Source organism: Enterobacter sp. MGH 33, from assembly GCF_000534535.1.
Classification (GTDB): Bacteria; Pseudomonadota; Gammaproteobacteria; order Enterobacterales; family Enterobacteriaceae; genus Enterobacter; species Enterobacter hormaechei_C.
The window spans coordinates 2,598,293-2,622,497 of record NZ_KI973212.1; the positions used below are offsets into that span (position 1 = coordinate 2,598,293).

21 protein-coding genes are annotated in these 24,205 nt (G+C 56.4%); 9 read left to right on the forward strand and 12 right to left on the reverse strand.

Annotated elements, in window-relative coordinates:
* Positions 1-59: 59 nt before the first annotated feature.
* Positions 60-608 (forward strand): winged helix DNA-binding protein, encoded by a 549-nt coding sequence (locus L379_RS11750; RefSeq protein WP_003857118.1) that lies wholly within the window; start codon positions 60-62, stop codon positions 606-608.
* Here the strand turns inward: L379_RS11750 and glgX are convergent.
* From glgX to treZ, 3 genes are read right to left on the reverse strand one after another with little or no spacing between them, the layout of a single operon-like run.
* On the reverse strand, positions 605-2,680 hold the full coding sequence (gene glgX, locus L379_RS11745) for a glycogen debranching protein GlgX (protein ID WP_032653608.1): 2,076 nt from the start codon (positions 2,678-2,680) through the stop codon (positions 605-607). The two genes, L379_RS11750 and glgX, sit on opposite strands and share 4 nt — an antisense overlap.
* Before the next feature lie 15 nt (positions 2,681-2,695).
* Positions 2,696-5,164 (reverse strand): malto-oligosyltrehalose synthase, encoded by a 2,469-nt coding sequence (gene treY, locus L379_RS11740; RefSeq protein WP_032653611.1) that lies wholly within the window; start codon positions 5,162-5,164, stop codon positions 2,696-2,698.
* Positions 5,161-6,948, reverse strand: coding sequence for a malto-oligosyltrehalose trehalohydrolase (treZ, locus tag L379_RS11735; RefSeq protein WP_032653613.1), 1,788 nt, complete (start codon positions 6,946-6,948; stop codon positions 5,161-5,163). The genes treY and treZ overlap by 4 nt, the downstream gene beginning before the upstream one ends.
* 131 nt (positions 6,949-7,079) lie before the next feature.
* Here treZ and L379_RS11730 point away from each other — a divergent pair, with 131 nt between their 5' ends.
* The 3 genes from L379_RS11730 to L379_RS11720 all read left to right on the forward strand — a co-directional run bounded on the left by L379_RS11730 (position 7,080) and on the right by L379_RS11720 (position 9,688).
* Positions 7,080-7,607, forward strand: coding sequence for a GNAT family N-acetyltransferase (locus L379_RS11730; protein WP_032653615.1), 528 nt, complete (start codon positions 7,080-7,082; stop codon positions 7,605-7,607).
* A 111-nt stretch (positions 7,608-7,718) separates the two neighbouring features.
* Entirely contained in the window at positions 7,719-8,603 is an 885-nt protein-coding gene (locus tag L379_RS11725) for an SDR family oxidoreductase (protein ID WP_032653616.1), read from the forward strand.
* A gap of 107 nt (positions 8,604-8,710) precedes the next feature.
* Positions 8,711-9,688, forward strand: coding sequence for an MBL fold metallo-hydrolase (locus L379_RS11720; protein ID WP_032653619.1), 978 nt, complete (start codon positions 8,711-8,713; stop codon positions 9,686-9,688).
* A gap of 117 nt (positions 9,689-9,805) precedes the next feature.
* Here the strand turns inward: L379_RS11720 and L379_RS11715 are convergent, their stop codons facing one another.
* On the reverse strand, positions 9,806-10,390 hold the full coding sequence (locus tag L379_RS11715) for a nuclear transport factor 2 family protein (protein ID WP_015570507.1): 585 nt from the start codon (positions 10,388-10,390) through the stop codon (positions 9,806-9,808).
* Between the two features lie 109 nt (positions 10,391-10,499).
* Between L379_RS11715 and L379_RS11710 the strand changes: the two genes are divergently transcribed.
* Together L379_RS11710 and L379_RS11705 are read left to right on the forward strand one after the other, a co-directional pair.
* Positions 10,500-11,381: a LysR substrate-binding domain-containing protein gene (locus L379_RS11710; RefSeq protein ID WP_032653622.1), complete on the forward strand. Its 882-nt coding sequence runs from the start codon at positions 10,500-10,502 to the stop codon at positions 11,379-11,381.
* A 16-nt stretch (positions 11,382-11,397) separates the two neighbouring features.
* Positions 11,398-12,321: a LysR family transcriptional regulator gene (locus L379_RS11705; protein ID WP_032653625.1), complete on the forward strand. Its 924-nt coding sequence runs from the start codon at positions 11,398-11,400 to the stop codon at positions 12,319-12,321.
* On the opposite strand, the gene L379_RS11700 is transcribed toward L379_RS11705, so the two are convergent.
* Positions 12,312-13,196, reverse strand: a complete 885-nt coding sequence (locus L379_RS11700; protein ID WP_017382331.1) for a LysR substrate-binding domain-containing protein — start codon at positions 13,194-13,196, stop codon at positions 12,312-12,314. The two genes, L379_RS11705 and L379_RS11700, sit on opposite strands and share 10 nt — an antisense overlap.
* 111 nt (positions 13,197-13,307) lie before the next feature.
* Here L379_RS11700 and L379_RS11695 point away from each other — a divergent pair, with 111 nt between their 5' ends.
* The 3 genes from L379_RS11695 to L379_RS11685 all read left to right on the forward strand — a co-directional run bounded on the left by L379_RS11695 (position 13,308) and on the right by L379_RS11685 (position 16,698).
* A complete protein-coding gene (locus tag L379_RS11695) occupies positions 13,308-14,789 on the forward strand; it encodes a UbiD family decarboxylase (RefSeq protein ID WP_032653628.1) in 1,482 nt (493 codons plus the stop codon).
* A gap of 324 nt (positions 14,790-15,113) precedes the next feature.
* On the forward strand, positions 15,114-15,401 hold the full coding sequence (locus L379_RS11690; RefSeq protein ID WP_003857097.1) for a VF530 family protein: 288 nt from the start codon (positions 15,114-15,116) through the stop codon (positions 15,399-15,401).
* 7 nt (positions 15,402-15,408) lie between these two features.
* The gene (locus tag L379_RS11685; RefSeq protein ID WP_017382329.1) at positions 15,409-16,698 is read left to right on the forward strand and encodes a glycoside hydrolase family 10-like protein; all 1,290 of its coding nucleotides are present in this window, start codon (positions 15,409-15,411) and stop codon (positions 16,696-16,698) included.
* A gap of 38 nt (positions 16,699-16,736) precedes the next feature.
* Here L379_RS11685 and dsbG read toward each other — a convergent pair whose 3' ends face one another.
* The 7 genes from dsbG to L379_RS11650 all read right to left on the reverse strand — a co-directional run bounded on the left by dsbG (position 16,737) and on the right by L379_RS11650 (position 24,188).
* The gene (gene dsbG / locus L379_RS11680) at positions 16,737-17,513 is read right to left on the reverse strand and encodes a thiol:disulfide interchange protein DsbG (protein ID WP_032653630.1); all 777 of its coding nucleotides are present in this window, start codon (positions 17,511-17,513) and stop codon (positions 16,737-16,739) included.
* A 41-nt stretch (positions 17,514-17,554) separates the two neighbouring features.
* Positions 17,555-18,112: an RNA polymerase sigma factor gene (locus L379_RS11675; protein ID WP_170949734.1), complete on the reverse strand. Its 558-nt coding sequence runs from the start codon at positions 18,110-18,112 to the stop codon at positions 17,555-17,557.
* A gap of 5 nt (positions 18,113-18,117) precedes the next feature.
* Positions 18,118-18,531, reverse strand: a complete 414-nt coding sequence (locus tag L379_RS11670; protein WP_015570500.1) for a hypothetical protein — start codon at positions 18,529-18,531, stop codon at positions 18,118-18,120.
* A 189-nt stretch (positions 18,532-18,720) separates the two neighbouring features.
* Complete coding sequence (locus L379_RS11665) at positions 18,721-20,271, reverse strand: methyl-accepting chemotaxis protein (RefSeq protein ID WP_023303757.1); 1,551 nt, start codon at positions 20,269-20,271, stop codon at positions 18,721-18,723.
* A gap of 95 nt (positions 20,272-20,366) precedes the next feature.
* Positions 20,367-21,383 (reverse strand): LacI family DNA-binding transcriptional regulator, encoded by a 1,017-nt coding sequence (locus L379_RS11660; protein WP_023303758.1) that lies wholly within the window; start codon positions 21,381-21,383, stop codon positions 20,367-20,369.
* 28 nt (positions 21,384-21,411) lie between these two features.
* Positions 21,412-22,818 (reverse strand): sucrose-6-phosphate hydrolase, encoded by a 1,407-nt coding sequence (locus L379_RS11655; protein WP_032619640.1) that lies wholly within the window; start codon positions 22,816-22,818, stop codon positions 21,412-21,414.
* Complete coding sequence (locus L379_RS11650) at positions 22,818-24,188, reverse strand: sucrose-specific PTS transporter subunit IIBC (RefSeq protein ID WP_017382323.1); 1,371 nt, start codon at positions 24,186-24,188, stop codon at positions 22,818-22,820. The genes L379_RS11655 and L379_RS11650 overlap by 1 nt, the downstream gene beginning before the upstream one ends.
* Between the last annotated feature and the right edge of the window lie 17 nt (positions 24,189-24,205).

The window sequence follows — 24,205 nt, forward strand, 5'->3', positions numbered from 1 at the left end:
TTTATCAATAAAATGTTCTTATTTTATCGACGGGTTTACATTTCGGGGGAAGGATCGTTATGACAGTAAAGAAAAAGACGACAGCGTTAAACCACGACGATATTGCGGACGGGCGAATCGTCTCCTCCCGTCATCTCGTCTCAGAGCGGTGTGCTGAATTATCAGAGCTGGAATATGCGCTGATCATGACCAGCAATGCGTTTAACAAATGGATGGTGCGCTGCATGACCGCTGCGGGTGAACCGGATATGGGGGCCTTTGACGTTTCGCTTCTGCACCACGTGAATCACCGCAACCGCAAGAAAAAGCTGGCCGACATCTGCTTTGTGCTGAACGTGGAAGATACCCACGTGGTGACGTATGCGCTGAAAAAGCTGGTCAAGGCGGGATATGTCACCAGCGAGAAAGCCGGAAAAGAGCTTTTTTTCTCCACCACGGAGGAGGGAAAAGCGCTGTGCATGAAGTACCGGGAGGTGCGGGAGGCCTGCCTGATCAACATTCATGCGGAAAGCGGCATTCCGGGAGCATCAATTGGCGAGACCGCGCAGTTACTCCGCGCGATCTCCTCCCTGTATGATACCGCCGCACGCGCGGCGGCCTCGCTTTAAGGACGGCGGAAAAGCGTCATACTCCGCCCGGCCAGTTCATAATCGACGGATTCCGTGATGATTTCCCCTGTGGGGGCCTCATCCGCCGTCGAAAGCTCCAGCACCCAGCCCCCTTCGCCAAACTGCGGGATCTGGAATGGAACCGTGCCTTCAAACGGGTTAAACAGCATCAGCACGTCGTGCCAGACGCCCTCTTCCTGCTTAAGATCCGGGCGGCTGATGGCAAGACCAAGGGTGGAACCCTCGTCCCATTGTTCCGACTGCTGCGGTCCGCCACCGGCGTTAAACCAGCGGATCTCCAGCCCGTCGCGCCAGTTCTCACGTCGCAGCAGCGGCTGCGTCGCGCGCAGGGCAATCAACCGACGGGTAAAGTCGCGCAGCTTCTCGTCGTTTTCAGAGAGCCCTTTCCAGTTTACCCAGGAGATCTCGCTGTCCTGACAGTAGCCGTTATTATTGCCCTTTTGCGTCCGGCCAAACTCATCCCCTGCCAGCAGCATCGGCGTACCGTGCGAGAAGAAGAGCGTGGTGAGGAAGTTGCGCTTTTGCCGCTCGCGGGTGGCGATGATATCCGGGTTCTCCGTCGGCCCTTCTTCGCCGTAGTTATACGACCGGTTATCGTTATGTCCGTCGTTATTATCTTCCCCGTTATCGGCGTTATGTTTCTCGTTGTACGACACCAGGTCGTTCAGCGTGAAGCCGTCATGCGCGGTAATAAAATTGACGCTGGCCCACGGACGACGCCCGCGCAGATCGTACAAATCACCGGACCCTAACAGACGGGCGGCAAAATCGTTAGAGACGTTATCCCCCTTCCAGTATTCACGTACCGTATCGCGGTATTTGTCGTTCCACTCACCCCAGCCAGGCGGGAAGCCTCCCACCTGATACCCGCCGGGGCCGATATCCCACGGCTCACCGATGAGCTTCAGCTTCGACAGCACCGGATCCTGGGTCACGGCATCGAAGAAGCCGCCGCGCGGATCGAACCCCTCCGGCTCACGTCCGAGAATGGTCCCGAGGTCAAAGCGGAAACCGTCAATCTGCATCGATTCTGCCCAGTAACGCAGGGAGTCCATGACCATCTGCAATACGCGCGGGTGTGAAGTATTAACGGTGTTTCCGGTGCCGGTGTCGTTGATGTAATACCGGTGCTGATCCGGCATGGTGCGGTAATAACAGAAGTTATCAATTCCCTTAAACGACAGGGTTGGCCCCAGCTCGTTGCCCTCCGCCGTGTGGTTATAGACCACGTCGAGGATCACCTCGATGCCCGCGTCATGATAGGCACGCACCATGTCGCGGAAACCCTGGATCCCCGCCGGGCCGTAATAGCGTGACGCTGGCGCAAAGAAACCGAGCGAGTTATAGCCCCAGAAGTTTTTCAGACCGCGATCGAGCAGGTGCTGATCGTCAGGGAACCAGTGAACCGGCAGCAGCTCGACCGAGGTAATGCCGAGGCTTTTGATGTACTCCACCGACGCTTTATGCCCCATCCCCTCAAACGTACCGCGCAGTTCAGGCGGAATAGCCGGGTTAAGCTGGGTAAAACCTTTGACGTGGCTCTCATAGACCACGGTATGCGGCCACGGGATATCGGGTCGGCGGGAGTCTTGCCAGTCAACGGCATTGGGGTCGATGACCTTACATTTGGGCGTAAACGGCGCGCTGTCTCGCGTATCAAAGCTGAGATCCAGCTCATCGTGTCCCAGCTCATAGCCGAAGTGGGCATCGTTCCACTCAATGTCACCCACCAGTTCACGGGCATAGGGGTCAATAAGCAGCTTATTGGGATTGAAGCGGTGACCGTTCTCCGGATCGTAAGGGCCATACACACGGTAACCATACAGCGCCCCCGGTTTCAGATCCGGCACATAGCCGTGCCAGACCTCATGGGTATATTCCGGCAGTTCCAGGCGGGTGATTTCTGTTTTTCCCGATGGGTCAAACAAACACAGCTCCACCCGCTCCGCATGGGCGGAAAACAGAGCGAAATTCACTCCTTTCCCGTCATAATTTGCGCCCAACTGTTGGCCATGACCGGCCCGAATTTCAAACGTTGTATCCTTTGGCATTTTTGTTCTCCTCGATTAGTCGCAGGTAAGCAGAACCAACAAACATCCCTTTTCAGACGTTAAATCCAGCGTCTCTGGCAGAAGGCGGCGCTCACCGGTAAACAGATCCCGGTAGTGCTTCCCGGCCAGCTCCTGGGGTATGGCCACCGTAGTATTGGCCCACAGCATCGCATTGTCGGTGACGTCAAACACCAGACGCGGCACGGCGACGATCAGCGCCTCGTCATCTTTTATGCGGGCATAAACGATCAGATTCTCTTCCCGCTCGCCGGTCACCTTCAGCGGCAGCCAGTCGCCGTAGCGGAAAAGCGCGGGGTAATGCGGCCGCAGCCGTAACAGCGTGGCGGTGACGTACTGCTTCACGCTGCCCTCTCGCCAGCGTTGCGCATCGTTAAAAATGGTTCCATCCGCTACGCTGAGGTTTTCCGCCAGCGCGGTGAAATCCGGTTCGCGGCGGTTATCCGGGTCGACCAGGCTGAAGTTAAGCCCTTCGCTGCCCTGGTAGATGTCCGGTACGCCTGGCGCAGTCAGCTTGATCACCGTCTGGCTCAGGCTGTTCATTAACCCAGCCCGAATAAACGGCTGGAGTGCGGCACTGAAATCACGCAGGAACAGGGTGTTATCCGGGGAGAGCAGATGGCGCACGTAGTCCAGCACCACGCTCTCGTACCCTTCGTTGCTGTCGATCCAGTCGGTACGCTGCTTGGCCTCGCGCAGGGCTTTCTCAATAAAGCCGAGGAAACGCTCTTCCAGTGACTTAAGACCATCACGATCGTCTGGCGACAGCGTGGCTGGCCAGACGCCCGCCAGCGCCTGGAAGATCATCCAGGTGTCGGCGGCGTTCGGCGCGGTGCCGTCGTTGAGGAATCGAACCTGCGTCTGGTTCATCTGGCGCCAGCGCGCCAGGTTTTCCCCCCACAGATCTGGCGCTTCCGTCAGCGTGTATAGTCGCGCTCGCGCATCCTCGCCGCGTTTGGTGTCGTGGGTGGAGGTTCCCAGCAGCGCATCGGGCTGGCGGGCAAGACGAATGCGCATCTCCTGGTGAAAACGGGAAAGTGAAAATGCGCGCGGCGTCGGGTCGGCGCCGACTTCGTTCAGGGCCAGCTCCAGGTTATGGCGGAAGAACAGCGTATCCTCTACCGATTTCGCCATCAGCGGCCCGGTCAGTTGCTGAAAACGGGTGCGGAAAAGCGAGGCCAGCGCGTGGTCATCCTCCGGCAGATCGCCGGTAAGAATACGCACGATCAGGCTGAGAGCGGGTTCAGAGGCGTTGACGCTGGCGACCACGCGGCTGAGCAGCGCCACATCCGGTGGCGTCAGCCCCTCTCCGGTGCCGTAGGTGCGATACACCGGAAACGCGATAAGCAGCTCGCGCAGGGCATGGCGGATATCCTCATGCTCCATTTCGGCGCCGTTATGCCCGGCCAGCTCGCTGGCGATTTTGAGCAGCGTGGTAAATTCACCTTCAAAATTACGATCGGTCATCAGCCCTTTGGCTTTGCGAAGTTCCGCCTGCCTGTCCACGGTCGTACCCAGCGTCTCGTCGTAGAGCGTCTCCAGTCGCGAGAGGTTGGTATCATCCACCAGCACTTCCGCCAGCGAGGCAATAAACTCATAGCCCGTAGTACCCGAGACCGGCCACTCCGGAGGAAGCTGTTCCCCTTTGGCGAGGATCTTCTCTACCGTGATGTAGCAATCCGGTCCGGTCGCCGCACGCAGGCGCTCCAAATAGCCCAGCGGATCGGCAAGCCCGTCCACATGGTCAATGCGCAGGCCATCGACAACCCCGGCGTGAACAAGCTCAAGGATCAGGCGGTGCGTGTCTGCGAAGACCGCCTCATCCTCTACCCGCACGCCGACCAGCCCGGTGATTTCAAAAAAGCGCCGCCATGAAAGCTGTTTCGGCGCTTCCCGCCAGGACATCAGCCGCCAGCTTTGCGCCTCGTGGATCTCAGCGATGCTCTTGCCTTCGGCATACGTGCCGGGATTAAGCGGATAGGCGGTATCATAGTAAACCAGCGCCGCGCTGTTGGTGACACTGTCACGTTTTAAGGTGATAGCCCCCCGCTCCAGCTCGGCTTCAAAGGTGTCGCCAAGAAACGGCAACGTCAGCGGTCGGGACCAGTCGATATCAAAATACGCCGCATAGCGGCTCTGCCTGCCTTGTTCTATAACATCGCGCCACCAGCGGTTTTCCAGCGAGGTCGACATATGGTTAGGAACGATATCCAGAATCAGCCCCATCCCCGCCTGTTTCAGCGCCGCCGCCATGCGGTCAAACCCTTCCCGCCCGCCAATCGCCGGGTCGATTTCGTTGGGGTCGGTCACGTCATAGCCGTGGGTGGAATCCGTGGTTGCGGTGAAAACAGGCGACGCGTAAAGATGGCTAATTCCAAGGTCTTTCATATACGGAATCAGGTCCACCACGCGATCGAAGGTCATGCCGTTGCGAAACTGAATTCGGTAAGTAGAGGAAGGGATCATAGCGCTGCTTCTCCATCAGCTAAGCGAACAACAATGCTGTTTGGCGGCAGGTTATCGACTGCCTCCGGCCAGCTAAAGATCGTTTTTCCGGGCAGGTTCGGTAAGGCGAGCGGCTTTTTGCCGATATTCAGCGCCAGCGACAGCGTACCGGACGGGAAACGCCAGCTCACGGCAACCATGCCGAGCGCCGTATGCAGGACGTTACCCTCCACGGCGCCCCGCTGTTTCAGTAGCGGGACGATAAAGCGCTGACGCAGCGCAATCAGTTCGCGCGTAGCGTGCAGCCACGCCCTGCCTTCCTCCGTGTCTGCCTTGTTCCAGTCAAGCTTGGACCGCATAAAGGTATTTACGTCATTGGGGTCCGGTACGGTTTCATCGTGCCCGGCATGGCCGGTGAACTCTTTCGCGCGCCCTTCCCGCACGGCTTTCGCCAGGTCGCCGTGGAAGTCGGTGAAAAAGAGGAACGGATGCGTTTCGCCATACTCCTCGCCCATAAACAGCAGCGGAATATGGGGCGACATGAGCAGCGCCGCGAACAGCACACGCGTTTTATCCGCGCCTGCCAGAGAGATAAGCCTCTCCCCCTGGGCACGGTTGCCGACCTGGTCGTGATTCTGAATAAAATCGACAAAAAACTGCGGAGGTTGCTCGCGACACTCTACCCCGCGCGATTTTCCGGTCTGAAGCGAGATTTCCCCCTGGTAGACAAAGCCCTCTGCCAGCGCCCGCGCCAGTTTTTTCTCCGGCTCAAAGGCAAAATCCTGATAATAGGCGTGAGATTCCCCTGTCGCGAAGACATGCGCGGCGTTGTGAAAATCATCATTCCATTCGGCGGTGAAAAGCGGCGTCTGACCATGCTCATCGCGCGGATGCAGGAAAATCACGTTGCGACTGTCTTCGGTGGTCAGATGGATATGCCGATCCGGAAATGCGTCGCGGATCCGTTGCGCTATCTCGGGAAGAATATGGGTCTCAGCGTCGTCATGGATCTGGTCGATGGCGTCGAAGCGCAGACCGTCAAGATGATACTCCGAGAGCCAGAATAACGGCGCCTCGGCGATGTATTGCCGGACGGCCTCAACCTCATAGGCAATACCGTTGCCCCACGGGGTCATACGATCCTGATGGAAAAACGCTGGCGAGAGCAACGGCAGGTAATTACCTTCCGGGCCAAAGTGGTTGAGTACGATATCCAGCACCACGGAAAGCCCGAGCGCGTGGGCGGCATCAATGAAGGCATGAAAATCATCCGGTGTGCCATAAGCCGAGTGCGGGGCATACAGCAGTACGCCGTCATACCCCCATCCGCGCGCGCCCCCGAACTGGGACACGGGCATCACTTCCAGTTGAGTAATACCCAGCCCGGCCAGATAAGGCAGTTTGTCGATGGCCGCCCTGAAGGTTCCTTCCCCGGTGAAGGTGCCGATATGCAGCTCGTAGATCACCGTCTCTTCCCACGGTCGTCCTTGCCATTCCCGCTGAGTGGGCTGGCTGCGACGCGGGTCGATCACCACCGACGGGCCGTTGACGTCGGCCTGCTGCGCGCGTGAGGCCGGATCCGGCACCGCCATTCCATCCTGTAAAACAAACTGATAGGTCGTACCGTGCCTGACGCCGGGCACGTCAATCTGAAACCAACCGTCGCCCACCGCCGCCATGGGAATGTCGGTATCGGTTAAACGTAATGTGAGATCTTTCTGCCCTTCTGCCCAGACGCGAAAACGTACAACGTCATCGGAAATAAACTCAGCACCCCAGTGCCTGCGACATGTTCTGAATTCCATTCATTGTCCTCGAATGACCACCTTTTACGCGGAACGAAATACAAGCTTAGACCAGGATCTACAGAGTGTTATGCCAGCAGGGGATGCCGCTTCGTCTATTATCTATTTATAACTCCCACTTAAGGAATACTATGCATATTCGAAAAGGATTAAGTACAGACCTCGCCCGCCTTGAATGTTGTGATTTTTCTTTCAAGGTTGATGAGATTGCCAGAGAGCCATTTCTCAATGGTGATTTGCATATCGAGGCGCTGACCGAACCTTATCTTAAAACCTATGAACTTGATCTCCAGACGCTGGAAAATCATTGCGTTAATCCGGATTCAATATTTCTTATCGCCGAAACGGATGACGGTGAAATCGCCGGTTTTATTACCGCGTCCTGCAACTGGAATAAATTTATTTCGGTGGATTACATTGCCGTGGAGCGTTCAAAACGCCGTACGGGCGCGGCGCACAAGCTGATGTCCGCCACCCACGTCTGGGCGCGAAGCCTCAATGCGCCCGGGTTACGGCTGGAGACGCAGAACGTTAATGTTTCTGCCTGTCAGTTCTATCGTCACTATGGGTTTATTCTCGGCGGTTACGATCGCTACCTTTACAACGCCCTGCCGGAAAAAGATGAGGTCGCCCTTTTCTGGTATTACATGCTGGCTTGAGAAAATATTTTATATCCGCTCCCGGAAGATAGATTTGTCTGAATTTGTCAATTTTGCCCGCTTACGTTTAATTAACGACTAATCTTTGAATTCACTATTAAGGAGGCCGGTATGTCTACAGGAAATAATCACACGCTGCATTACCCTCGTCCACCGTTTGCTGAACAACCGCAAAGGGCCCCCGGGCTGGCATCGGAAATGAAGCCAATACCGGATCACGGTGAAACAAGTTATATCGGATCAGGCAAACTGGCAGGAAAAAAAGCGCTGATTACCGGCGGTGATTCCGGAATTGGTCGCGCAGTAGCGATCGCCTATGCCCGTGAAGGTGCAGATGTGGCTATTGGCTATCTCCCGGAAGAGGAGTCCGATGCGGCATCGGTCATTGCGCTGATTCGGGCCGAAGGCCGTAAAGCGGTCGCCATTCCCGGCGACATTCGCGTGGAATCGTTCTGCGATACGCTGGTGGAAAAAGCCGTCGCGGAACTGGGTGGCCTGGATATCCTGGTGAACAACGCTGGACGCCAGCAGTACTGCGAATCGATCGACGATCTCACCACGGCAGATTTCGACGCGACGTTTAAAACCAACGTCTATGCCCCCTTCTGGATCACTAAAGCTGCGCTGCGCCATTTGCAGGAAGGCGCCGTGATCATTAACACCACTTCCGTTCAGGCGTTTAAACCGAGCGCGATCCTGGTGGACTATGCGCAGACCAAAGCCTGTAACGTGGCCTTTACCAAGTCTCTGGCTCAGCAGCTGGGGCCGCGTGGCATTCGGGTGAATGCCGTCGCGCCAGGTCCATACTGGACGCCTCTTCAGTCCAGCGGCGGTCAGCCGCAGTCCAAAGTTCAGAAGTTCGGGGAAGATACGCCCCTGGGCCGACCGGCCCAGCCGGTTGAAATCGCACCGCTGTATGTGCTGTTTGCCTCCGATACCTGCTCATACGCCTCCGGTCAAGTGTGGTGCTCTGACGGCGGCACCGGCGTGCTGTAAAGCATCCTCTCAGACCTATCCATTTCATGGATAGGTCACATTCACTCCCCTGCTGTTCTCAAAAATCTCAGTTGAACTATGATGAACTTACTATTGAGGAGCCCATCATGTTTACTGTGAAAAAACTTGCGATATCAACCCTGTTTACCGGTTCAGTTTTGTTCTTTCCCGCGATCCACGCGGTGGCCAGCGTTCCGCAGCATGTGGTGAAACAGCAGGCTGGCGGCTACAGCGTTCAGGTTGGCGATACGATTGTCACCGCCTTTACGGACGGCAGCGTGCCGCAGGATCTGCACGCCTTACTGCGCCGGACGACGGCAGAAAATACCGATGCGTTACTGGCTAAAAACTTCCAGGCCAATCCGGTGGAAGCGTCGATTAACGCGTTCTATATCGCCATCCCCGGCCACAAAATTCTGGTGGATACCGGTTCCGGTCAGCTCTTTGGCCCCGGCAAAGGCGGGCGGCTGATTGAAAGCCTGGCGACGCAGGGCATTACACCGCAGGATATTACCGATATCCTGATCACCCATGCGCACTCCGATCATGCTGGCGGCCTGGTTAAAGACGGTCAGCGCGTGTTTACCCGCGCGCAGGTGTATGTCGGCAAACCGGATATCGATTTCTTCTTTAACGACGAGAACCAGAAAAAGTCCGGCTATGACCAGAACTACTTCGACGTCGCGCGCAAGACCTTAAAGCCCTATCTTGACGCCGGAAAAGTGAAGACTTTCTCCGGGACGGAACAGCTTCTGCCGGGCATCAGCGGTACGGTACACCCGGGCCACACCCCAGGCTCCGCGTTCTACACGCTGGAGAGCAAAGGTGAAAAAATGACGTTTGTCGGCGACATCATTCACGTTGCCGCGGTTCAGTTCCCGCAGCCCAACGTGACGATTGCGTACGATGAGGATCAGGACGGCGCCGCCCGGGTACGCAACGCAGCTTTCGCTGAGTTTGTGAAAAACAAAGATCTGATTGCGGCGCCACATCTGCCTTTCCCCGGGATCGGCTATGTGACGAAAGGTGAGCGGGAAGGCTACGCGTGGGTTCCGGTGACCTATACCAACCGTGACGCCCAATAAGAGAGTCTCTGCGTCCCAGGCTAAATATTTCAGCCTGGGACCGCTATCTCACGCCCAGGGCCCAGCGGCCGGGTATTAACCAGCCGGCGAAATCTGTTCGGCCCTGCGCTCAACCTGTCAGACAGCCAGCCATTTTTTTGCGTTCGCTTTCATATTCGCTTCTAGTTCACTGTCACGCGTGGCAAATACGCGGCCGAGGGGGAAACCGCTTTGTTCCAGCAGATAAGCTAGCGCGGCATATTCCCGCGGATAGTTGGCAGCAATTTTTGAATCAATCTCAACCGGGCCCAGCGGAAAGGTGAAAATACCCATGTCGTAGATGCTCTGACGATGGAACAGCTTCCATACGCCCTCTCTCTTTTCTGCCAGATCGTAGAAACGATTGTGGCATTCGCATCCAATATTAAGTTTTATATTTTCAGCGATGATCATCGCATTGGTTTCAAGAATCGCTTTGTCGCCGCGGTCGTTAAAAGTGACGACGGGCGAGCCAATCATATGTTTTGTGCGCAAATCTGAAGCGCCCATACGCATGGAACCCTCGACAAAATCGCTCGCGAGCCCTTCGAACCACGTAATTTCGATTGTGCCGTCCGGATGAAAAAGATTACGCAGCTGCTCCCATTCGCCCAGGTCGCGGTGCATCCAGCCATTCATGAGGTCGTTAAGATCCTGACGGTCTTGCAGTTGGTGAGTTTGCATTGTTTGGTTCCTGTTTGAGTTGATGCGTTCAGTTTGGCCGTGAAGCGGTTTATACTCAAATATATATATTTTACTAAACAATCATTTTTAATGATGAATCAGGGTGGCAATGGAACTCCGGCACTTACGCTATTTTTTGGCTGTTGCAGAAGAAGAGCATTTTGGACGCGCGGCTGAGCGACTCAATATTGTTCAGCCTGCGCTCAGCATGCAGATTAAAGCCCTTGAAACCGAGTTAGGCGGTCCGCTGTTTATCCGCACCAGCCGTCGTGTGGAACTTACTGAGGCCGGATCGCTTCTTCTCAGCGAAGCCAGACTGATGCTGGAACAGATGGAACACACGCGTCTGGCAGTCCAGCGTGCGATACGGGGAGAGACAGGGCGTGTACGGGTCGGTTTTGCCGGTAACGCCATTTTTAGTGGCAAAATGATTACCGATGTACGTCGCTTCCGTAAAACCCATCCGGATGCAGAAGTCACCATTCAGGAAATCGCTCCCCAGAAACAGGTAGCTGCGATCCTCGCAGGGCATATTGATGTCGGTTATACACCGGATAACAGTACGACAGCCGATCCGCAGATCAGGGTGCAGAAAACCGGAAACTGGGAGATGATAATCGCAATGTGTGACGATCATCCCTTAGCCATCCATCCGCACCTCTCCGTTGAAATGCTCGCCGGTCATCCCCTGGTCCTGTACGACGCGCATGACGCCAATGAAAATCTGACTTTGCTGCTGGCGCAGCAGCTCGGGGATGGTTTTTGCGTGGCACATCGTTCAAACAGTACGCTAAGCGTTCTGGCATTTGCCGCAGCCGGGCTCGGTCTGGCGCTGGTTCCCGCCCCCCTGCAACAGGTGCAAATACCCGGACTGATTTACCGCAACCTGAATGCTCAGGTGCTGACCGCAAATCTGGTCATGATCAGCCGCATGCAGGAGCCAGGTAATGCAGTGACTGCTTTTCTGGCAATGGCTAACCTTCCCTGTTGAACAACGGCAGCAAGCTATGACGCACAATAAGATGCCCTCCTCCGATATGGATATGGACCTGATCCTGACGCTGGATGCGTTACTCAGGGATCAGAATATCACCCATGCGGCCGCGCGGCTGGGCATCAGCCAGCCGGCGATGTCTGCCCGCCTTGCGCGCCTGCGCGTCCTGTTCAATGAGCCGCTGTTTATCCCTTCCCCACACGGACGTGGGGTGTTACCTACGCCGCGCGCCGAGGCGTTAAGGCCGCAGGTCGCGACGGTTTTGCAGGATATATCGGCGATGCTTGAACCCACCACGTTCAACGCGCATAACAGCACCCGCACCTTTGTGATTGCCCTGCACGAGAACCCGGCGCTGATGCTGGGGGCAGAGTTGCAGAATCAGATTAGCAGCGCAGCACCAGGCATCCGCCTGCGTTTTGCGCTCCCGGAAACCCCGCTGCTGCCAGCGCAGATGGAAAATGGCGATGTGGATATTTATGTCGGCGTTAACGCGGGGGCGCACGATGCATGGGTCAGACGCAAGCTGTTTGACGATGAATATGCCACCGCCCAGCGTAAAGGCCATCCGCGCGGTACGGGGCCGATGGATCTGGAAAGCTATTGCAGCCTTTTCCACCTGGTGGTTTCATCCGAGGGCGACCCGTTCGCAGGCTTTGTCGATCAGCATCTGGCGGGGCTTGGCCACCAGCGTAACGTGGTGATGTCGACGCAAAGCTATGCGATGGCGCCTGCGATTGTTGCCGGTACCGATTTGCTCTGCACCCTACCCAGACGCATGTTGCTAAGGTTCACGCAAACGCTTGATATTTTTCCGCCGCCGCTGGATCTCCCTCCGATCGTCATCGGTATGTACTGGCACCCGAAAAACAGCCAGGATCCGGCTAACCGCTGGCTGCGAGAACAGCTTCTTCAGGCCGCCGGACGTCAGGTATGATCGAGGATGCTCATCAATTTTTTCAGGACCTCAGAGCGAATAATCCGGTGGCAAACCAGCGTCAGCTCGCTCTCCCGGAGTCGGTCAAGAATATCCACAAAGACGACGTTTTGTACGCATATCGCCTTCGCTGAAGCCGGCAGCATGGCGATGCCAAACCCTGCCGAGACGAGACTTATCACCGTGGGGACATCGGTGGCATTTTGCACAACGTCAGGCTGTATGCCCGCGCTGTGGCAGGCATCATAGAAATATTGCTCCAGCCCCATCCCCTCCGGGTCGCGCAGGGCGATCCACTTCTCCTCTTTCACCGACGCAAGCGTCAGCGCGGCGGAGCCCGCCAGGCTGTGTTGACGAGGTAAGGCCAGCACGGCCTTTTCCGTTGTAAATGGACGGCTTTGCAGATCGTCAGGCAATAGCGGTAACGGGGCACGAATAATGGCCACATCCAGCTGGTTGCTTTGCACGCCGGTATAAAGGGTTTGCACGTTACCCGTCATCATGGAAAGGCTGATGGCGGGCCATTTCTCATGTAAAAGCCGTAGCGCGGCGGGTAGCTTACTGTCGAATATCGCACTTGAAACACATCCGAGATTCAGCACGCCCTGTTCCCCTCTGGCCGTCTGTCTGGCATCCAGAATCGCCTGATCGGTCATTAAAATCGCGACTCTGGCTTTACTGAGAAATGCCTCACCGGCTGGCGTCAGCGTCAGGCGACGATTCGCCCGGCTAAAGAGCAAGACCCCAAGACGATCTTCAAGCGTTTTTATCTGCTGGCTCAGCGCTGGCTGCGCCATGTTAAGGCGCTCCGCCGCCCGATGCATGTGAAGCTCTTCCGCCACCACGATAAAATTGCGCATCAGTCGAAACTGCATACCATGCCTTTATTATTGATAATAAAATTCATATTAAAATAGCATAAATGATGCAATTGATAGCCCTCTTCGTCCGGTTAAGAATGGAAGCCTTCATCCGAGGAGGGAAATATGAAAAAACACATCAACGATCTCAGAAGTGCTATCGAACTGCTCAAACGCTATGAAGGTCAATACCTTGAAACCAGCCATCCGGTCGATCCTGACGCGGAGCTGGCGGGTGTGTACCGGCATATTGGTGCTGGCGGCACGGTAAAACGTCCGACGCGCATTGGCCCGGCGATGATGTTTAACGCTATTAAGGGATATCCCGACTCGCGTATTCTGGTCGGAATGCACGCCAGCCGCGAGCGGGCGGCGCTCCTGTTGGGCTGCGAGCCCTCTGAACTGGCAAAACATGTCGGCCAGGCCGTGAAAAACCCGATTGCTCCCGTTGTGGTTCCGGCGGCACAGGCGCCGTGTCAGGAACAGGTATTTTATGCCGACGATCCGGACTTCGATCTGCGTAAATTACTTCCGGCACCGACCAACACGCCGATAGATGCCGGTCCGTTCTTCTGTCTGGGGCTGGTGCTGGCAAGCGATCCGGAAGATGCCTCACTGACCGATGTCACTATTCACCGTCTCTGCGTGCAGGAGCGCGATGAGCTCTCCATGTTTCTTGCCGCGGGCCGCCATATTGAAGTGTTCCGTAAGAAAGCCGAGGAGGCGGGCAAACCGTTGCCGGTCACGATCAATATGGGTCTCGATCCCGCTATCTATATTGGCGCCTGTTTCGAAGCCCCTACCACGCCCTTCGGCTACAACGAGCTGGGTGTCGCCGGCGCGTTACGTCAGACCCCCGTCGAGCTGGTGCAGGGTGTGGCCGTAAATGAAAAAGCGATAGCGCGTGCGGAAATTATCATCGAAGGCGAACTGCTGCCGGGCGTGCGTGTAGAAGAAGATCAGCATACCCACACCGGGCACGCGATGCCGGAATTTCCCGGCTACTGCGGGGAGGCTAACCCCTCCTTACCGGTAATCAAAGTGAAGGCCGTCACGATGCGTCATCAGGCGATCCTGCAAACCCTGGTAGGACCGGGCGAGGAGCACACCACGCTGGCCGGTTTGCCAACGGAGGCCAGCATCCGTAATGCGGTCGAAGAAGCCATCCCCGGTTTTCTGCAAAACGTCTATGCGCATACCGCTGGCGGCGGCAAGTTTCTTGGCGTATTGCAGGTGAAAAAACGCCAGCCCTCTGACGAAGGGCGTCAGGGTCAGGCGGCACTCATCGCGTTAGCCACCTATTCCGAGCTTAAAAACATTATTCTCGTCGACGAAGATGTGGATATTTTCGACAGCGACGACATCCTGTGGGCGATGACCACCCGTATGCAGGGCGATGTCAGCATCACCCATCTGCCGGGGATCCGCGGACACCAGCTCGATCCGTCTCAGGCCCCGGACTACAGCCCCTCCATTCGTGGCAACGGGATCACCTGCAAAACGATTTTCGACTGTACGGTGCCCTGGGCGCTTAAGTCCCGCTTTGAGCGTGCGCCCTTTATGGAGGTAGACCCGACGCCATGGGCGCCTGAACTGTTTAAAAAATAGCGTTAACCGGATAATCTTCTTCACCCTTCACGGACTGAGGGTTTCCCACAAAATAATGCCTGCACAGACGGCCCCCTCTCCCTTGAGGGAGAGGGCTGGGGTGAGGGGGAACATACGGCGCTGGTGGTCATTCCGTTCACTTAGGGCATCGCTGAAAGCCCTCAGTTTTTCTGAGGCAACGTTATAGCTTTTTCTTTCAAATTACTGGGTAACCCTCTCCTTCACGGGTGAAGAACCTCACGCTGAAATTGCCGCGTCCCCTGCTTTCTTGTAACCTTTGAGCGTTTATCACATCCCCATAAAAAATGAGACTACCGGACGCCTATGACAGCACATGTTTCCAACGATCCTTTGCATGGCGTAACGCTCGAAATGCAGGTTAACGCGCTGGTTGCGCGATATGGCTGGAATGAACTGGGCAACCGAATCAAAATCAACTGTTTTCGCAAGGACCCGAGTGTTAAATCGAGTCTGAAGTTCCTGCGCCGCACCCCATGGGCGCGGGCGGAAGTTGAAGCCCTCTACCTCGACTCTCTTCACGATGACGGTAACGGGGAACAGGACGAACCGGCGTTTAATCCCTGGACGGATAGCCGGACACCCAGGAGCTAACACGCAAATGATGCGACACGTAAAACGGACTGGCGCGCTGCTTGGCTGCGCGCTTTTACTGGTAAGTTGCACTTCCAAACCACCCAAATCACTCGTTACCCCGCTGCCGCAGGCGAAACCTCTACAGCAGACTAACGAACCCATGCGCGGGATCTGGCTGGCGACCGTCTCCCGTCTCGACTGGCCTCCCGTGTCATCGGTGAATGGCCGTAGCGCGGACCAGCGTATCGCCCAGCAACAGCGGGCGCTGACGGACAAGCTCGATAAGCTGAAAAAACTTGGGATCAACACCGTCTTCTTTCAGGTAAAACCGGACAGTACGGCGCTGTGGGCCTCTAAAATACTGCCGTGGTCAGATACCCTGACGGGGACTATCGGGGAAGATCCCGGTTACGATCCGCTTCAGTTTATGCTGGATGAAGCGCACAAGCGCGGGATGAAGGTTCATGCCTGGTTTAACCCGTACCGCGTTTCCACCAACACGAAGCCGTCGACCATCGCCGCGCTTAACCGCACCTCGTCGCTTCATCCTTCCAGCGTGTACGTCCAGCATCCGGAGTGGATCCGCACCTCGGGGGATCGTTTTGTTCTCGACCCGGGCATTCCCGACGTGCGGGACTGGATAACCCAGGTGGTGATGGAAGTGGTAAATCACTACCCTGTCGACGGCGTTCAGTTCGATGACTATTTTTACACCGAGACGCCGGGGGCCACCCTGAATGATGCCTGGACCTTCAGGCGCTATGGCGAAGGATTTGCGTCAAAAGCGGACTGGCGTCGACACAATACGCAGCAGTTGATTGTGCAGGTCTCAAGGGCGATCAAGCAGGCTAAACCTGAGGTCGAATTTGGCGTTAGCCCGGCGGGGGTCTGGCGCAATCGCTCCTTCGACCCGGCAGGCTCGGACACGCGCGGTGCCGCAGCCTATGATGAATCCTACGCTGACACGCGCAAATGGGTACAGCAGGGTTTACTGGATTACATTGCGCCGCAGATCTACTGGCCCTTCGCCCGCGACGCGGCACGTTACGATGTGCTGACAAAATGGTGGGCTGACGTGGTGAAACCGACCCATACCCGTCTGTATATCGGGATCGCGTTCTACAAAGTGGGCGCGCCTTCCAGAAACGAACCGGACTGGACGGTGAACGGCGGCGTACCGGAGCTGAAAAAACAGCTCGACCTCAACGATTCACTGCCAGACGTTAAGGGCACCATCCTGTTCCGTGAAGACTATCTTAACCAGCCGCAGACGCAGGAGGCGGTAAATTACCTCCGGGGACGCTGGGGTAGTTGACTGAAGAAAGGCAGAAACGTCCTGTTTCTGCCTTTTTTTTACGGCTTCGGTCCGAACATCGCCTCAAGCTGTTTTGCGTCTGGCATACCCACGACCTGTTGCAGTTCGTTTTGCTCATTCAGGTAATAAATAGCCGGTGTGGCATTCGCGCCGAGACTGTCCATTAGCGTCTGGTGATTTTGCAGGATCTCAACGGTTTCCCGGGAAGCCGCAGCTTCAGGTTTCGGCAGCTTTTTCCCGCCGGACAGCTCGTACGTTTTCCAGGCCGACACCGGATCTTTCGCATTCAGGATCGCGGAGGCGTTACGCCCGCTGTTCGGGTTAAGAAACGCAACCAGCAGCGTGTTGAGCTGGACCTTGCCAGCCTTCACCCACGGCTGCGCTTCAGCCCAGAACTGCTTGCAGTACGGGCAGAATGGGTCGGCAAAGACGAAGACTTTGCGCGGGGCACTCTCCGCGCCCTCTTTCAGGGGATGCGCCGCATTGAGCTTTTTCCACATCTCGCGGCCCATCGGGGCGTAGATCTCTTTCTGGAAAAAGGCCTCGCTGAGGTTGTTTCCCTTATCATCATACAGATAGCCAGACACGACGTGCTTTCCGTCAGGGGTCAGAAAGAGCGTCACGCCCATGTCCTGATATTTCCCCAGCCACGCTGGCGCGCCGCCGGGAGCGTCAATTTTCTTGATGATTTTGATGTCCTGCTGTTCACTGAAGTGCTTCACCACATCCGGAAGCGACTCCTCTGCCCTGACCAGCCCTGAAACCATCAGAGCAGAGAGTAACAGCACCTTTTTCTTTGCTAACCGTTGAAGCATAACGACCCCTCTAAGATATTGTTTTTCAGAGTGGTCGAAGTTTATTGCCCTGTCAACGCTTCATAAATATCCTTGAGGCGACTACGCAAAAATCGCACGGCTTTGTGTTTGCGGGATAATAACGCCTGCACACTGTCGCCTGTTTCCTCTGCCAGCATCTTCATGCTGTAGCCCTCAAATTCCGTTTTTTCAAACACCTCGCGCTGAGGTGGCGGCAGTTCCGACAGGGCTTGCCCCAACTCTTCCCATAGCAGCATGTTGAGATACTCTTCCTCCGGCGTTTGCGGTACGCCGAATAACGTTTCTGCAATCTCCTGCTCAGGAAAGTCCTCGTTATCTGCTGTCAGGTACCCCGGCAGTGAAACCTCGTGCTTTTTTCGCGCCCGGTCGATCATCTCATTTCGTGCGGCGCGAAACAGCCAGGCGGCGACGTTCTCGACCGGTTGTTCCACTTTCATCAACTGCCAGGTCACTTCCTGAAGAATATCATCGACATCATCACGAACCGCAGTCCGTCCGCGAATGAAGGCTTTTAGCCGCGCGCGGCAGGCATTGAGTGCCGAGATCAGTAATGATTCCCCCGCCTCACCGGCTTTCATATCGCTCACTCGGCTTCCGGCGCTTTTGCACCGTTATCATCTCGCTTTTCATCCCGGCCATCGTGCCACCGGCAATGACCGTGGCGCCCAAATCCCGCCCGACGCTGCTGAATGAAGGCCTCACGTTGTTCGGGGCTCATATTCATCCATTGTTCGTGCATACGGCGGTGCGCACCGAACATGCCCGGACGGAAACCCAGCCCACCGAAAAGAATGCGGCTCAGCAGCAGGATCCCCAGCGCCTGCCAGAAGCCAATGGCTTTAACCCCCAGGATGGCCGGGAGCAACGCGTTCCACAGGGACATGACCAGCAGGCCAAGCACCACGAACAGGACTGCGCCAATCACGATGCCCTTACCCATACGATGGCGGCCCAAACCACGCCCGTGACCTTTTCCGTGCATATCAAAATTTCTCATGTGTACCTCGTTTATGTTGAATGATTATGGTCTCTGAGGAGGTAGACGGATGAGGAACAGAAATATTGCCGGGGAAAGATAAAATTTATGTCATAGCGGCTTTGTACGGATAACAGTAATGGCTGAAGGAGATTGTGCAGCGGCTACATGCAGACATTAAAAAGGCTCCCTCAGGAGCCTCTCTGAACATCACGCCGTAGCAGGCAAACTAAAGCTCGAGATACTCTGGGACAGCTGCTGCGCCTGCTCCTCCAGCGAGGCCGCGGCGGCGGCGGATTGCTGCACCAGCGCTGCGTTCTGCTGGGTCACACCGTCCATCTCCGTTACGGCCTGCCCAACCTGACCAATCCCGCGGCTCTGCTCTTCTGAGGCAACCGAAATCTGTTCCATCAGCGTATGCACTTTATTCACAGAGCTGATAATAGAATCAATCACCTCTCCCGAACGATTCACCAGTTGTGCACCGTTTTTCACGCTGGAAACAGACTGGGCGATAAGGCTTTCAATATCTTTCGCCGCCACCGCGCTTTTTTGTGCCAGGGTGCGCACTTCACTTGCTACCACGGCAAATCCTCGCCCCTGCGCGCCAGCACGCGCCGCTTCAACGGCCGCGTTTAGCGCCAGAATATTAGTCTGGAAAGCAATGCTGTTGATGACGCTGGTGATGTCTTCAATACGCTTCGAATTGGACGCGATAGTATTCATCGTTTCGATGACTTCACGGGTTACCGCTTCACCGGTATGGGCATTTTTCACGGCATCCTGCACCAGCTTACCGGCCTGGAAAACGTTGTCGGTGTTATTCGCCACCGTCGCGCTCAGCTCTTCCATGCTGGCGGCCGTCTGGGTCAGGGCCGAAGCCTGTTGCTCGGTACGGGAGGCCAGGTCGATATTGCCGGAGGCAATTTCCTGCGCCGCATGCGTCACGGTGTGGCTGGCGTCGCGCACCTGAGAAATGGTGGAGAGCAGCGCCTGGCGCATCTGCTCCATCGAGGACATCAGGTGATCGATTTCATTCCCGGAATCACGCTTGATCGGTACCGGTACGTCCAGCTTCCCGGCCGCAATCTGGCGACAGTGCTCGCGCGCCAGGTTCACCGGCGCAAAGACCACGCGTTTCATCAGCAGGCTGACGGCGAAGATCACCACCACGAACAGCACCGCAATGCAGGCGATAATAACCAGACCCGACACGAAATTATGGCTCGCATCCTCGTTCAGCGTTTTGGCGTACTTCTGGTGAACGGAGAGAACCTGATCGAGCACAATTTCATATTGGCGATCGAGTTGAGACACCACGGGAATAAGAGCGTTGAACCGCGACACATCGTGAGCGGCGGCAGCGGCGATGAGAGGCGCCAGTCCCTGGTTACGGTAGTTTTGCCACGCCTCCTGGTAGGCAGTGACCAGCGGGGCTTCGTCCGGCAAACGCGGCGAGGCCATAAACGCCGAAAATGCACTATCGGCTTTGGTCAGCGCCTCTTTAACCGAGGCCAGTTTCGCAGACAGATCGGTGGCGTCCCCCGCTTCCACCATTTTCACATACTCCATAACCCTGACGCGCAGGGTTCGGCTGTGGTTAATGGGATCAATAATGGACAGAACCACCTGAATTTCTTTGTTCACATTATCCAGCGAAGTATTACTTTTAATGATGAGCCCAACGCTGGTGATAGTGCTGGCCACAAAGAAGAAAAGCAGGGAAAACAGGATAATCAGGGATGATTTTTTCAACGACATAACACACCTCAGGGATATAATTTCCCTTTGGTTATCGGCTGAATCCAATCTTTAATTAATTAAAGTTATTGATGTCACCCTAAGACGTTACCCTGTCACTCCACGGACTTGTATCGCCGTTGCAGGGTGGCATCCAGCTTACGCTGGATCGGCTCCGGCGTTTCCCCTTCAATCAGTTTGCCAATCAGATCAAAGCAGTGCCAGGCGAGCTGGCGGTTATCCTGACGAACGGTATCGACAGGAATGGTCAGAGAATCATAGAGATAGTGATCGTCAAAGCTGGCCAGACGCATATCGCTTTGCAGCAGATTATGTTGCCCCATATAGCGCAACACCCCTTCCAGCAGACCGCAGGCGGCGGTAAAAAGGGCTTTTGGCGGGCGGCCCAGGCGTGCGCAAAGCTCGGCAAACATTTCGTAGCCGGAGCTCGGATGGTAATTACCATGAATGATCCACTCCGGACGTAACTCGACGCCAGCGTCACGCAGCCCCTGCTTAAACCCTTCAAGACGGTCACGCGTCGGGGAAAGCCGCGGCTGACCGCCGAGGAAGTAGAACTCATCCGGATGCTGGCGCGCGATGTCGGCCACCAGCGTGGCGGTTGGGGTAATTGAATCGGTGAGAACCAGCGGCAAAGAACTGTCGTTCATATGACGGTCAAAAAGCACAACGGGCAGCTGTTCGCTCAGCTTTTGATAGTCCGCGTCGTTGAGCATGCTGGAGGCGACAATCAGCCCGTCCACCTGGCGGGCCACCATGTTATTGACCACCACCGTCTCCTGGCCCGGATTTTCATCGCTACAGGAGATCAGCAGCTGAACACCCGCCTCGCGGCAGAGGGTCTCCAGCTCATGAGAAAAAACGGCAAACCCGTAGTTGGTGATTTCCGGCACCACCAGACCAATGGTGTGGCTGCGGTTGTCCCGCAGCGAACGGGCGTGAATGCTGGGCTGATAATGATGTTCTTTGGCAATCGCCAGCACACGCTCGCGTGTCTCCTCCGCCACCCGAAGCTCTTTGCTGCGGCCGTTCAGAACCAGGCTGGCGGTGGCTTTTGATACCCCCGCGAGCTCCGCGATATCTTTAATGGTGACGCGTTTTGTTTTTCTCACAACGACTTAGATCCGGCTGCCAAAACCTCTATTCTATCATGCAGCTGCGCAGCGACCAGTAGCGTAATGTGATATCGGACGCACCTTCGAAGCGTACCTGGGCCGGATGGTCAGGAAAATAGCGGCTGCTCATGACGCCTTCACCGTGATTGATGAAAATTTCGACGCTGGAACAGTCGCACAGCACGCGTAAATGATGAACATTGCCCTGCCAGTAGCGGGTCAGCGTGTCTGTGGTTTTCAGACTGGCGCGTTCCAGACGGATCCCCTCATCATCCACAATCAGCCGCAACGCGCCGGCAAAATCCACGTTCACGCTCGATGCGCTCAGTTCGAACTCAAGACGCGCTCCCGCCAGCACCGGGGCATCGCTGGCGCGTCCCTGCCAGAGATGTTCATCCTCGCGCAGCGTTTCCAGCTCACGGACCGGGGTTTGCCAGAGCTTACCGTCGCGGTAGCGCAGCTCGCGAGGACAGGTCATCTGGTGGATCCAGCCGTGCGCCCGCGTAGGCTGGAGCATCTCTTCGCCGTCCGGCACGCCCAACCAGCCGATGAGGATGCGGCGGCCATCTTCTGCCACCGTGGTTTGCGGCGCGTAAAATTCGAAACCGGCGTCAAGCTCATGCAGCTCGCCGTGCGCAAATGCAGGCGTTTGATAATCAAATGCCCCACTCATCCAGACGGCCGGATAGGTGTTGAGATAGCGATGCGGTTCGCGCGCCAGCCCCTGCGGGCAGCAGATCAAGACGTGTGTGCCATCAAGCTCAAACAGATCCGGGCACTCCCACATATAGCCCGCGTCCGTGAGTCCGTTGACGCCGTGACCGGCGATTTCGCCGCAGGACGCCCAGGTGTGTAAATCGGCTGACGTAAACAGCAGCACCTTGCCGCGCTGCTGTCGATCCTGCGCGCCGAGCACCATGTACCACAGCCCGTCATGCCACCATATTTTCGGATCGCGGACGTGCCCGGTGTACCCGTCCGGCAGGGGCAACACCGGTCCCAGTTTGGCAAACGTGCCATCGTCATTTTGCACCGCCAGACACTGCCAGGCGGTGCGGCCGCCATCGTCAAACTTAACGTTGCCGGTATAGCACAGGGTCAGCACGCCGTTGTTATCCACGGCGCTGCCGGAGTAACAGCCATTGCGGTCATACTCTTCGTCAGGCATCAGCGCCATTGGCTCGTGCTGCCAGTGCACCAGATCTGCTGAGCTCCAGTGCCCCCAACACTTGTAGCGATGATCGCAGCCCAGCGGGTTCCACTGATAAAACAGATGGTAGCGCCCGGCAAACCAGATAAACCCGTTCGGATCGTTCATCAGCCCTGTCACCGGTGCGGGATGCCACTGCGGATAGTGGCTGTCCGCCAGCGCACGCGGCTGGCCTTGCATAACGGCCTGCAACACGGCAGGCCAGCGGGAAGATAAGGTCATTATTCAGAGTCCGTTTTATATTTCAGCAGCAGAGAGACGGTGAACGCCACGCCAAAGGCAATCACCATGCCGATTATATAGTTGAGCAGCGAGCTGGCCTGGACAATCGCCATGCCGGGAAGCGCCGTCAGGCCAACGGCGGTCATGTAGACATGCACCGACACCACCCAGGCACCGCCCGCCGCACCACCGATCAGCGCCGCGATAAACGGCTTCACAAAACGCAGGTTGATGCCAAAAATTGCCGCTTCGGTGATGCCCAGCATCGCGGAAAACGCCGACGGTAAGGTAATGGCTTTGATTTTGGCATCGCGGGTTTTGAACCACACCGCCAGACACGCCCCGCCCTGCGCCACGTTCGCCATCGCCCAGATCGGCAGCAGGAAGTTAACGCCAATCGACGGATTACCCAGCAGCCCGGCCTCAATGGCGTGGAAGCTGTGGTGAATGCCGGTAATGACAATCACCGAATAGAGCCCACCAAACAGCAGCCCGGCCAGCCAGCCCGCGTGGGCAATCAGGGTGCTAAGAATGAAGGAGATCCCGTCGCCCAGCGCGCGTCCCGCCGGGCCAATAATCAATAGCGCAATGAAGCCGGAGATAATGACGGTCAGGAACGGCGTCAGGATCAGATCTAACGCATCCGGGATCGCCCGGCGCAGCTGTTTTTCCACAATGCTCATAAACCACACCGCCAGCAGCACCGGGAAGACGGTTCCCTGATAGCCAATCATGGCGATTTCAAGACCGAAGAAGTTCATGGTGTGGAAGCCGGATGCTACGCCCCAGGCGTTGGTCAGCGCCGGATGAGTCAGGATGCCGCCGAGCGTTGCCCCCAGATACGGGTTGCCGCCAAACTCCCGCGCGGCGGTGAAGCCAATCAGGATCGGCAGAATAATAAACGCCGCCGAGCTGCACATATCCAGCATGATATAGAGCGCGTTATCCGGATTAACCCAGCCGTAGGTTTTAACCATCCCCAGCAGGCCCATCAGCAGACCCGAGGCCACGATCGCCGGGATAATCGGCACGAAGATGTTGGAGAGCAGACGCGCGATACGCTGGAACGGGTTCAGCTTGCGGGCCGCAATATCCGCCGCTTCCGATTTACTGGACTCGCTAATCTCTGCCGCCTGAATAAACGCGGCGTAAACCTTATTCACCACCCCGGTGCCGAAGATTACCTGCATCTGCCCGGCGTTTCGAAAACAGCCTTTCACGCCTTCAACCTTGCCGATAGCCTGCTGGTCGGCAAGCGCATCATCGACCAGCACCAGACGAAGGCGCGTGGCGCAATGTGCCGCGCTGGCAATGTTCTCTTTGCCACCGAGCAGCGGAATAAGCTCGCGCGCAATATGATTAAAATCCATAGATACCTCTTCCTGAC

Bases quoted from the DNA above. Each gene is read 5' to 3' on its own strand.
- L379_RS11750 (WP_003857118.1), top strand. From the start codon at position 60: ATGACAGTAAAGAAAAAGACGACAGCGTTAAACCACGACGATATTGCG.
- glgX (WP_032653608.1), bottom strand. From the start codon at position 2,680: ATGCCAAAGGATACAACGTTTGAAATTCGGGCCGGTCATGGCCAACAG.
- treY (WP_032653611.1), bottom strand. From the start codon at position 5,164: ATGATCCCTTCCTCTACTTACCGAATTCAGTTTCGCAACGGCATGACC.
- treZ (WP_032653613.1), bottom strand. From the start codon at position 6,948: ATGGAATTCAGAACATGTCGCAGGCACTGGGGTGCTGAGTTTATTTCC.
- L379_RS11730 (WP_032653615.1), top strand. From the start codon at position 7,080: ATGCATATTCGAAAAGGATTAAGTACAGACCTCGCCCGCCTTGAATGT.
- L379_RS11725 (WP_032653616.1), top strand. From the start codon at position 7,719: ATGTCTACAGGAAATAATCACACGCTGCATTACCCTCGTCCACCGTTT.
- L379_RS11720 (WP_032653619.1), top strand. From the start codon at position 8,711: ATGTTTACTGTGAAAAAACTTGCGATATCAACCCTGTTTACCGGTTCA.
- L379_RS11715 (WP_015570507.1), bottom strand. From the start codon at position 10,390: ATGCAAACTCACCAACTGCAAGACCGTCAGGATCTTAACGACCTCATG.
- L379_RS11710 (WP_032653622.1), top strand. From the start codon at position 10,500: ATGGAACTCCGGCACTTACGCTATTTTTTGGCTGTTGCAGAAGAAGAG.
- L379_RS11705 (WP_032653625.1), top strand. From the start codon at position 11,398: ATGACGCACAATAAGATGCCCTCCTCCGATATGGATATGGACCTGATC.
- L379_RS11700 (WP_017382331.1), bottom strand. From the start codon at position 13,196: ATGCAGTTTCGACTGATGCGCAATTTTATCGTGGTGGCGGAAGAGCTT.
- L379_RS11695 (WP_032653628.1), top strand. From the start codon at position 13,308: ATGAAAAAACACATCAACGATCTCAGAAGTGCTATCGAACTGCTCAAA.
- L379_RS11690 (WP_003857097.1), top strand. From the start codon at position 15,114: ATGACAGCACATGTTTCCAACGATCCTTTGCATGGCGTAACGCTCGAA.
- L379_RS11685 (WP_017382329.1), top strand. From the start codon at position 15,409: ATGATGCGACACGTAAAACGGACTGGCGCGCTGCTTGGCTGCGCGCTT.
- dsbG (WP_032653630.1), bottom strand. From the start codon at position 17,513: ATGCTTCAACGGTTAGCAAAGAAAAAGGTGCTGTTACTCTCTGCTCTG.
- L379_RS11675 (WP_170949734.1), bottom strand. From the start codon at position 18,112: ATGAAAGCCGGTGAGGCGGGGGAATCATTACTGATCTCGGCACTCAAT.
- L379_RS11670 (WP_015570500.1), bottom strand. From the start codon at position 18,531: ATGAGAAATTTTGATATGCACGGAAAAGGTCACGGGCGTGGTTTGGGC.
- L379_RS11665 (WP_023303757.1), bottom strand. From the start codon at position 20,271: ATGTCGTTGAAAAAATCATCCCTGATTATCCTGTTTTCCCTGCTTTTC.
- L379_RS11655 (WP_032619640.1), bottom strand. From the start codon at position 22,818: ATGACCTTATCTTCCCGCTGGCCTGCCGTGTTGCAGGCCGTTATGCAA.
- L379_RS11650 (WP_017382323.1), bottom strand. From the start codon at position 24,188: ATGGATTTTAATCATATTGCGCGCGAGCTTATTCCGCTGCTCGGTGGC.